This window comes from Streptomyces canus (assembly GCF_001514145.1).
GTDB classification, from domain to species: Bacteria; Actinomycetota; Actinomycetes; order Streptomycetales; family Streptomycetaceae; genus Streptomyces; species Streptomyces canus.
On sequence record NZ_KQ948699.1, the window covers coordinates 1 to 7,390 of the forward strand.

Sequence of the window (7,390 nt, forward strand, 5' to 3'; positions counted from 1 at the left end):
TGACGCGGCATCTTTTTCGGAGCCTCCTCAGACGGCTATCGGGGTGTAGACGGAGTTCTTCTCGGCGCTCTCCTCCACGGCCGCGAGCACCCGCTGGACCTGGAGCCCGTCGGCGAAGGAGGGTTCGGGGCGGCGGCCCTCGGCGATCGCGTGGACGAGGTCGCGGGCCTGGTGGACGAAGGTGTGCTCGTAGCCGAGGCCGTGGCCGGGCGGCCACCAGGCGTCCAGGTAGGGGTGGTCGGGCTCGGTGACGAGGATGCGGCGGAAACCGGCGTTCGCCGCGGGTTCCGTGCCGTCGTGGTAGGAGAGTTCGTTGAGGCGTTCCAGGTCGAAGGCCAACGAGCCGCGTTCGCCGTTGAGTTCGATGCGCAGGGAGTTCTTGCGGCCGGTGGCGTACCGGGTGGCCTCGAAGGAGGCGAGGGCGCCGGAGGTGAAGCGGCCGGTGAACAGGGCCGCGTCGTCCACCGTGACCTGCCCGGTCCCGGTCCCGGAGACGGCGGACAGGCCGGTGACGGCGCCGCCGGTCAGCGGGCGCTCCCGAACGAAGGTCTCGGTCAGCGCGGAGACTCCTGCCAGTGACTCTCCCGCCAGGTACTGGGCGAGGTCGACGATGTGCGCGCCCAGGTCGCCGAGCGAACCCGAGCCTGCCTGCTCCCGGCGCAGCCGCCAGGTCAGGGGGAACTCCGGGTCCACGAGCCAGTCCTGGAGGTAGGACACCCGCACGTGCCGCAGTGTGCCGAGCCGTCCTTCCGCCACCATCCGGCGGGCCAGCGCGGTGGCGGGCACCCGGCGGTAGTTGAAGCCGACCATCGCGAACTGACCCCGGCCGAAGGCCTCTTCGGCCGCCCGGGTCATCACCTGGGCCTCCTCGACGGTGTTGGCGAGGGGCTTCTCGCACAGCACGTGCTTGCCCGCGGCGAGCGCGGCGACGGCGATCTCGGCATGGCTGTCGCCGGGGGTGCAGATGTCGACGAGGTCGACGTCGTCCCGCTCGATCAGGGCCCGCCAGTCGGTCTCGGCGGCCGCCCAGCCGTGCCGGTCGGCTGCCCGGCGCACGGCGTCCGCGTCCCGTCCGCAGATCGCGGCGAGCACCGGGCGGCGGGGCAGGTCGAAGACGCGTCCTACGGTCCGCCAGCCCTGGGAGTGGGCGGCGCCCATGAAGGCGTAGCCGACCATGCCGACCCGGAGCGGCGGCACCTCGGCCTCTTCTGACTGCTGCGGCTGTGCCATGCGCGATGTCCTCCTCGTCGTCGTGGCGCGGTGGGGGGTGCAGCCCGGTCCGTCGACGAACCGGGCTCCTGGGGCCTGCCGTTCGGGTCGGCCGGCCGGGGGCGCACCGCTGCTCGCGGCCGGGCCGGTCGGTAAGCCAGGCCCCGGATCGGGACGCCTCACTTGAAGCCGGTGGACATGTACTGGTCGACGTTGGTCTTGTCGACGACGGCCGAGTAGAGGGTGAGCGAGGCCGGGATCTCGAACTCGGAGAGGCCGCTGATGCCCTTGGACTGGCCGAGGGCGCGGGCGAGGTCGATCGCCGAGGCGGCCATGGTCGGCGGGTAGAGGACGGTTGCCTTGAGGACGCCGTTGTCCTGCTTGATGGCCTGGAACGCGGACAGGGCGCCCGCGCCGCCGACCATCAGGAAGTCGTCGCGGCCGGCCTGGTCGATGGCGCGCAGTGCGCCCACGCCCTGGTCGTCGTCGTGGTTCCACAGCGCGTCGAAGCTGGACTGGGCCTGCAGGAGCTGGGCCATCTTGGCCTGTCCGGACTCCACCGTGAACTCGGCGGCCTGGCGGGCCACCTTCCGGACGTTGGGGTAGTTCTTCAGGGCGTCGTCGAAGCCCTTGGTGCGCTGCTTGGTGAGTTCCAGGTTGTCGAGTCCGGCCAGTTCGATGACCTTGGCGTTCGACTTTCCCTTGAGCTTCTCGCCGATGTAGTGGCCGGCGTTGAGGCCCATGCCGTAGTTGTCGCCGCCAATCCAACAGCGGTACGCCTGAGGGGTGTTGAAGATGCGGTCGAGGTTGACGACCGGGATTCCGGCACGCATCGCCTTGAGGCCGACCTGGGTGAGGGCCTTGCCGTCGGCGGGCAGCACCACCAGGACGTCGACCTTCTTGTTGATCAGGGTCTCTATCTGGCCGATCTGCTGGGCGGTGTCGTTGGAGCCCTCGGTGATCTCCAGGGTGACGTCGGAGTACTTCTTAGCCCGGTTCTTGGCGTTGTCGTTGATGGCGTTGAGCCAGCCGTGGTCGGCCTGCGGTCCGGCGAAGCCGATGGTGACCGGCTTGCCGGACGACTCGGCGGCGGCCGGCTGGTCGTTCGCGGCCGGTTCGTCGTCGCTGGAGTCGTTGCTGGTGCAACCTGCGAGGAGGGCACCGGCTCCGACGGCGGCGGTCCCGAAGAGCAGCCCTCTGCGACTGGTGAAGCGGCTCGTGTGCTCTGGCATGGCGGTGAACCCTTTCCTCAGGTCGTGCTTGCGGTACGGCGCTGGACCAGCACGGCGGCGACGATGATCGCTCCCTTGGCGATCTGCTGGACGTCGCTCTGCAGGTTGTTCAGGGCGAAGATGTTGGTGATCGTGGTGAAGATCAGGACGCCGAGCACGGAGCCGGTGATGGTGCCGCGGCCCCCGCTGAGCAGGGTTCCGCCGATGATCGCGGCGGCGATGGCGTCGAGCTCGTAGAGGTTGCCGTTGGTGTTCTGGCCGGAGCCGGACAGGATGATCAGCAGGAAGGCGGCGATGCCGCAGCACAGTCCGGACAGCAGGTAGAGGTAGAGGCGCTGGCGGCGGACGTCGATGCCGGCGAGGCGGGCGGCCTCGGCGTTGCCGCCGACGGCGACCGTGCGGCGGCCGAAGGTGGTGCGGTTCAGCACCAGCCAGCCGATGATCGTCACGACCGCGAAGACCAGGACCAGCGGAGGAATGCCGAGCACATACGCGTCGCGCTCTCCGAGATCCAGCACGCTGTTGATCGAGACGATCTGTGTCCTGCCGTCGGTGATCTGCAGGGCGAGTCCACGGGCCGAGGCGAGCATGGCGAGCGTGGCGATGAACGGGACCATCCCGCCGTACGCGATGAGCAGCCCGTTGACCAGGCCGCAGCCGACTCCGACGATCACCGCGGTGAAGAGGATGCCGGCGAAGCCGTACTCCTGGGTGGCGACGGTGGTGGCCCACACCGAGGCGAGGGCGACGATCGCGCCGACGGACAGGTCGATGCCGCCGGAGGTGATGACGAAGGTCATGCCGACGGTGACGACACCGATCACCGAGGCCTGGGTGAGGACGAGTTGGAGGTTGCGGGTGTCGAGGAACTCGTCGGGCTTGGTGATGCCGCCGATGAGGATCAGTACGGCAAGTACACCGAGGAGGGAGAGGGTGCGCACGTCGGCGCGGGCGAACACCCCTCGCCACGCGAACGATTCGCTCGCCGGAGGCACTTTGTCGGCGCTCCCCCGGGGCGGGGACACATGTTGCGTCATGACGCCGGGCTTCCTTCCATGACGAGGTCGAGTACACGGTGTTCGTCGAGCTCACGGGCGGGTGCCGTATGCACGACACGGCCCTCGCGGAGCACCAGGACGCGGTCGGCGAGGCCGAGCACCTCGGGAACCTCGCTGGAGACCAGCAGCACGGCAAGGCCTTCGTCGGCCAGTCGCCGCACGACCGCGTACAGCTCGGCGCGGGCGCCGACGTCGACGCCCCGGGTGGGTTCGTCGAGCAGCAGGACCCGGCAGCCGCGCAGCAGCCAGCGGGCCAGGACCGCTTTTTGCTGGTTGCCGCCGGACAGGGTGCGGATCGGCACGGAGGGGTTGTCGGGCCGCAGCGACAGTTCGCGGGTGGCCGCCCGGGCCGCCCCGAGTTCGGCGCCCCGGTCGATCCAGCCGGCCCGGGAGAAGCGGGACATGGAGGAGACGGAGACGTTGCGGGTGACCGACTCCAGCATCAGCAGGGCCTGCGCCTTGCGCTCCTCGGGGGCCAGTCCGATCCCGGCGCGGACGGCTGCTCGGACATTTCCCGGCTTCAACGCCTTGCCGTCCACGACGACTTGGCCGGTGGTGGGCTTCCTGGCGCCGTAGACGGTCTCCAGGATCTCGGAGCGTCCCGAGCCGACGAGTCCGGCGAGGCCGACGATCTCTCCGGGGTGGACCACGAGGTCGAGGGGGTCGAACTCGCCCTGTCGGCTGAGCCCTTGGACTTCGAGGAGTGGCCGCTCGCCCTTCGCGGGAGCCGTCGGCCGGTCCGGGAAGACGTACTCGACGTTGCGGCCCGTCATCAGCGCGACGACCTCTCGCGTCGGCGTCGATTTCGCGGGCAGTCCGACGGCGACGGCCCGGCCGTCCTTGAGGACGGTCACCCGGTCCCCGATCCGCCGGATCTCCTCCAGGCGGTGGGAGATGTAGACGACGGCGACGCCTTCGGCGATGAGGTCGCCGACGATCCGGAAGAGGTTGTCGACCTCGTCCGGGTCGAGGGCGGCGGACGGTTCGTCCATCACGATCAGCCGTACGTCGTGCGAGAGGGCCCGCGCCATGGACACGATCTGCTGCTGTGCCGCCGACAACTCCCCGACCAGGCGGGCCGGATCGATCTCCGGGTGCCCGAGCCGTCGTAGCAGTGCGGCCGTCGACCGACGAGCCGCCTTGCCCCGTACGACGAACCCCGCCGCCGTGGGTTCGTGGCCGAGGTGGACGTTCTCGGCCACGGACAGGTGCTCCACCAGGTCGAGTTCCTGGTAAATGGTGGCGATGCCGAGGCGCATGGCGGCGATCGGCGAGCGGAGCGTGACCTCCTCGCCGCGCCAGCGCAGGCGCCCGGTGTCGGGCTGGTGGGCGCCGGCCAGCACCTTGATGAGGGTGGACTTCCCGGCCCCGTTCTGGCCGAGCAGACAGTGCACTTCGCCGGCCTGGACTTCGAGGTCCACGCCGTCGAGGGCCCGGACTCCGGGGAACGACTTGGTGATGCCGGACATGCTGAGCAGCGGTGGTTCTGGTGCCATGAGGTCCCCTTGGCGGGCGTGCGGGCCGGTTTCAGGGCAGGGCGAAGCAGGAGCGCTGTGCTGGAGGGGCGTATCAGAACGTGCCGTGGCGGACGGCGCCGTACCGAGAAGTGGCTTACGCGGGTGAGAACAGGTGGTCGCTGATGAGCCGGGCTGCGCCGATGACTCCGGCGGTGGGACCCAACTCTCCTAGAACGATGGGCAGGTTGCCGGTCGCGAGCGGCAGTGACTGGCGGTAGACCTGGGTGCGGATCGCGGCGAGCAGGGTGTGGCCGAGGCCGGTCACCCCGCCGCCGATCACCACCAGGCCGGGGTTGAAGAAGCTGACCAGTCCGGCGATGACCTGGCCGGTCCGGTTGCCTCCCTCACGGATCAGGTCGAGGGCGGTGGCGTCACCGGCGGCAGCGGCGGCAGCGACGTCGACCGCGGTCAGAGCGCCGTTCGCCGCGAGGCGAGCGGCGAGCTCCTCGGAGCGCCCCTGCTCGACCGCCTCCATGGCGTCCCGGGCGAGGGCGGCCCCGCTGAAGTGGGCTTCCAGACAGCCCCGGTTGCCGCAGGCGCACGGGCGGCCGTCGGGCACGGCCTGGATGTGCCCGATGTCGCCCGCGCTGCCCGTCACGCCGCGGTGGACCTCACCGCCGGCGACGATGCCGCAGCCGATGCCGGTGCCGATCTTCACGCAGAGGAAGTCGCCCACGGAGTGTGCGACGCCCGCGTGCATCTCCCCCATCGCCATCAGGTTCACGTCGTTGTCGACCATGACCGGACAGCCGAGTTCCTGGCTGAGCGCCTCCCGCACGGGGAAGCCGTCCCAGCCCGGCATGATCGGCGGAGCCACCGGTACGCCCTCGGGGAAGCGGACCGGTCCCGGGACGCCGATGCCGGCGCCGTCGAAACCCTCCGCGAGCCCCGAGGCCCTCAACTTCGCGGCCATGGACAGGACTTGCTCGAAGACCGCGACCGGGCCCTCGCGGACGTCCATGGGCTGGTTGAGATGTCCCAGGATCTCCAGCTCGGCGTTGGTGACGGCGACGTCGACCGAGGTCGCGCCGATGTCCACGCCGAGGAAACGCAGATTGGGGGCGAGCCGGATGTTGTGGGAGCGGCGCCCGCCGCGGGAGGCGGCGAGTCCGTCGGCCACGATCAGGCCCGTCTCCAGCAGGCGGTCCACCTCCACGGCCAGCTTGGACCGTGACAGGTCGACCTGATCGCCCAGTTGGGCTCGGGAGTTGGGTCCTCCGTCGCGCAACAGCTTGAGCAGCCGGGCCTGATGCGCGTTCGCGGGTCGTGCCGTCATGCGTCTCACGAGCCCCTCCCCGCCTCATTCGGCCACCAGTTGCCGGGCTTTCGAGGGGAACGTAGCAGCGGCTGCCGAACCTGGGAAGAAGCTGTGCGCAGATTGATGCCGACTTTCTCCACTCTCAGGACAAAGACCTGTCGCACTCTGGTGCCCCGGCACCCGGCCCCGCAGGATGGGTGCAAGGGAGGGCAGCACATGTTTCTGGTGACGGGTGCGACAGGGAATGTGGGGCCGAACTCGTGCGTGCGCTGGCGGAGTCCGGCGAGCGGGTGCGGGCGATCAGCCGGTCCGGGCGGAGCGAGGGATTACCGGCGGGCGCGGAGGCCGTGGCGGGCGATCTGAACCGGCCCGAGACCGTACGGGCCGCGCTGACAGGCGTACGAGGGCTGTTCCTGATGCCCGGGTACGGCGGCCAGCGGCAGATTCTGGCGGACGCGCGGGCCGCGGGTGTGCTGCGCGTGGTCCTGCTCTCCGGCCTGTCGGCGGTCACCGGCGACCGGGACAACGCGGTCGCCGGCTATCTGCTGGACGCGGAGGACGCCGTACGCGACTGGGTCTCGCGTGGACGTTCGTCCGCCCGACGAGCTTCATGACCAACGCGCTCCAACTCGCGGACCAGATCCGCGAGGGCGACACGGTCCGGGTGCCCTTCCCGGACGCGCGGACCACCGACATCGACCCGTACGACATCGCGCACGTCGCGCTCCGAGCCCTGGTGTCCGACGAGTTCACGGGCCGCGTTCTCGAAGTCACCGGCCCCGAGGCGCTGTTGCCCGCCGACCGGGTCCGGATCCTCGGCGAGGCGCTGGGCCGGGACCTGCGCGCCGTGGGACTGGAGCACGAGGAGACCCGCGCGGAGATGGAGGCGGCCGGCGTGCCGAAACCGTACGTCGACGCCTTCTTCGCCTTCTTCGTCGACGGCACCCTGGACGAGGCAGTGGTCCTGCCCACGGTGCACCAGGTCACGGGCCGGGCGCCGCGCACCTTCGCCCGCTGGGCCCGGGACCACGCGGACGCGTTCCGGTGAGGTGACTACGAGCGGCGGCGGGCGTGGTACGACGTTCGCGTGTGCTCGGTGTGCTCCCGCATCAGTTC

General features: G+C 70.4%; 7 protein-coding genes. 2 read left to right on the forward strand and 5 right to left on the reverse strand.

The annotated features are described in order from the left end of the window. Positions 1–27: 27 nt before the first annotated feature. The 5 genes from AQJ46_RS50875 to AQJ46_RS50895 all read right to left on the reverse strand — a co-directional run bounded on the left by AQJ46_RS50875 (position 28) and on the right by AQJ46_RS50895 (position 6,292). Positions 28–1,230 carry a Gfo/Idh/MocA family protein gene (locus tag AQJ46_RS50875; protein ID WP_059212173.1) on the reverse strand — a complete coding sequence of 401 codons (1,203 nt, stop codon included), beginning with the start codon at positions 1,228–1,230 and terminating at the stop codon, positions 28–30. 158 nt (positions 1,231–1,388) lie between these two features. Then, a complete protein-coding gene (locus AQJ46_RS50880) occupies positions 1,389–2,441 on the reverse strand; it encodes a substrate-binding domain-containing protein (protein WP_057616215.1) in 1,053 nt (350 codons plus the stop codon). A 17-nt stretch (positions 2,442–2,458) separates the two neighbouring features. After that, a complete protein-coding gene (locus AQJ46_RS50885) occupies positions 2,459–3,478 on the reverse strand; it encodes an ABC transporter permease (protein WP_057616217.1) in 1,020 nt (339 codons plus the stop codon). Further along, complete coding sequence (locus AQJ46_RS50890) at positions 3,475–4,995, reverse strand: sugar ABC transporter ATP-binding protein (protein ID WP_059212174.1); 1,521 nt, start codon at positions 4,993–4,995, stop codon at positions 3,475–3,477. Before AQJ46_RS50890 ends, AQJ46_RS50885 begins: the two co-directional genes overlap by 4 nt. 115 nt (positions 4,996–5,110) lie before the next feature. Continuing rightward, positions 5,111–6,292 (reverse strand): ROK family transcriptional regulator, encoded by a 1,182-nt coding sequence (locus AQJ46_RS50895; protein WP_059212175.1) that lies wholly within the window; start codon positions 6,290–6,292, stop codon positions 5,111–5,113. Positions 6,293–6,534: 242 nt separating this feature from the next. On the opposite strand from AQJ46_RS50895, the gene AQJ46_RS58325 reads away from it, so the two are divergent. Both AQJ46_RS58325 and AQJ46_RS58330 read left to right on the forward strand, forming a co-directional pair. Beyond that, positions 6,535–6,888 carry an SDR family oxidoreductase gene (locus AQJ46_RS58325; protein WP_225887679.1) on the forward strand — a complete coding sequence of 118 codons (354 nt, stop codon included), beginning with the start codon at positions 6,535–6,537 and terminating at the stop codon, positions 6,886–6,888. After that, a complete protein-coding gene (locus AQJ46_RS58330; RefSeq protein WP_225887680.1) occupies positions 6,885–7,322 on the forward strand; it encodes a Rossmann-fold NAD(P)-binding domain-containing protein in 438 nt (145 codons plus the stop codon). The genes AQJ46_RS58325 and AQJ46_RS58330 overlap by 4 nt, the downstream gene beginning before the upstream one ends. The last annotated feature ends 68 nt before the right edge of the window (positions 7,323–7,390 follow it).

Excerpts from the sequence above, each read along its gene's own strand:
- AQJ46_RS50875 (WP_059212173.1), bottom strand. The coding sequence starts at position 1,230 with ATGGCACAGCCGCAGCAGTCAGAAGAGGCCGAGGTGCCGCCGCTCCGG.
- AQJ46_RS50880 (WP_057616215.1), bottom strand. The coding sequence starts at position 2,441 with ATGCCAGAGCACACGAGCCGCTTCACCAGTCGCAGAGGGCTGCTCTTC.
- AQJ46_RS50885 (WP_057616217.1), bottom strand. The coding sequence starts at position 3,478 with ATGACGCAACATGTGTCCCCGCCCCGGGGGAGCGCCGACAAAGTGCCT.
- AQJ46_RS50890 (WP_059212174.1), bottom strand. The coding sequence starts at position 4,995 with ATGGCACCAGAACCACCGCTGCTCAGCATGTCCGGCATCACCAAGTCG.
- AQJ46_RS50895 (WP_059212175.1), bottom strand. The coding sequence starts at position 6,292 with ATGACGGCACGACCCGCGAACGCGCATCAGGCCCGGCTGCTCAAGCTG.
- AQJ46_RS58330 (WP_225887680.1), top strand. The coding sequence starts at position 6,885 with ATGACCAACGCGCTCCAACTCGCGGACCAGATCCGCGAGGGCGACACG.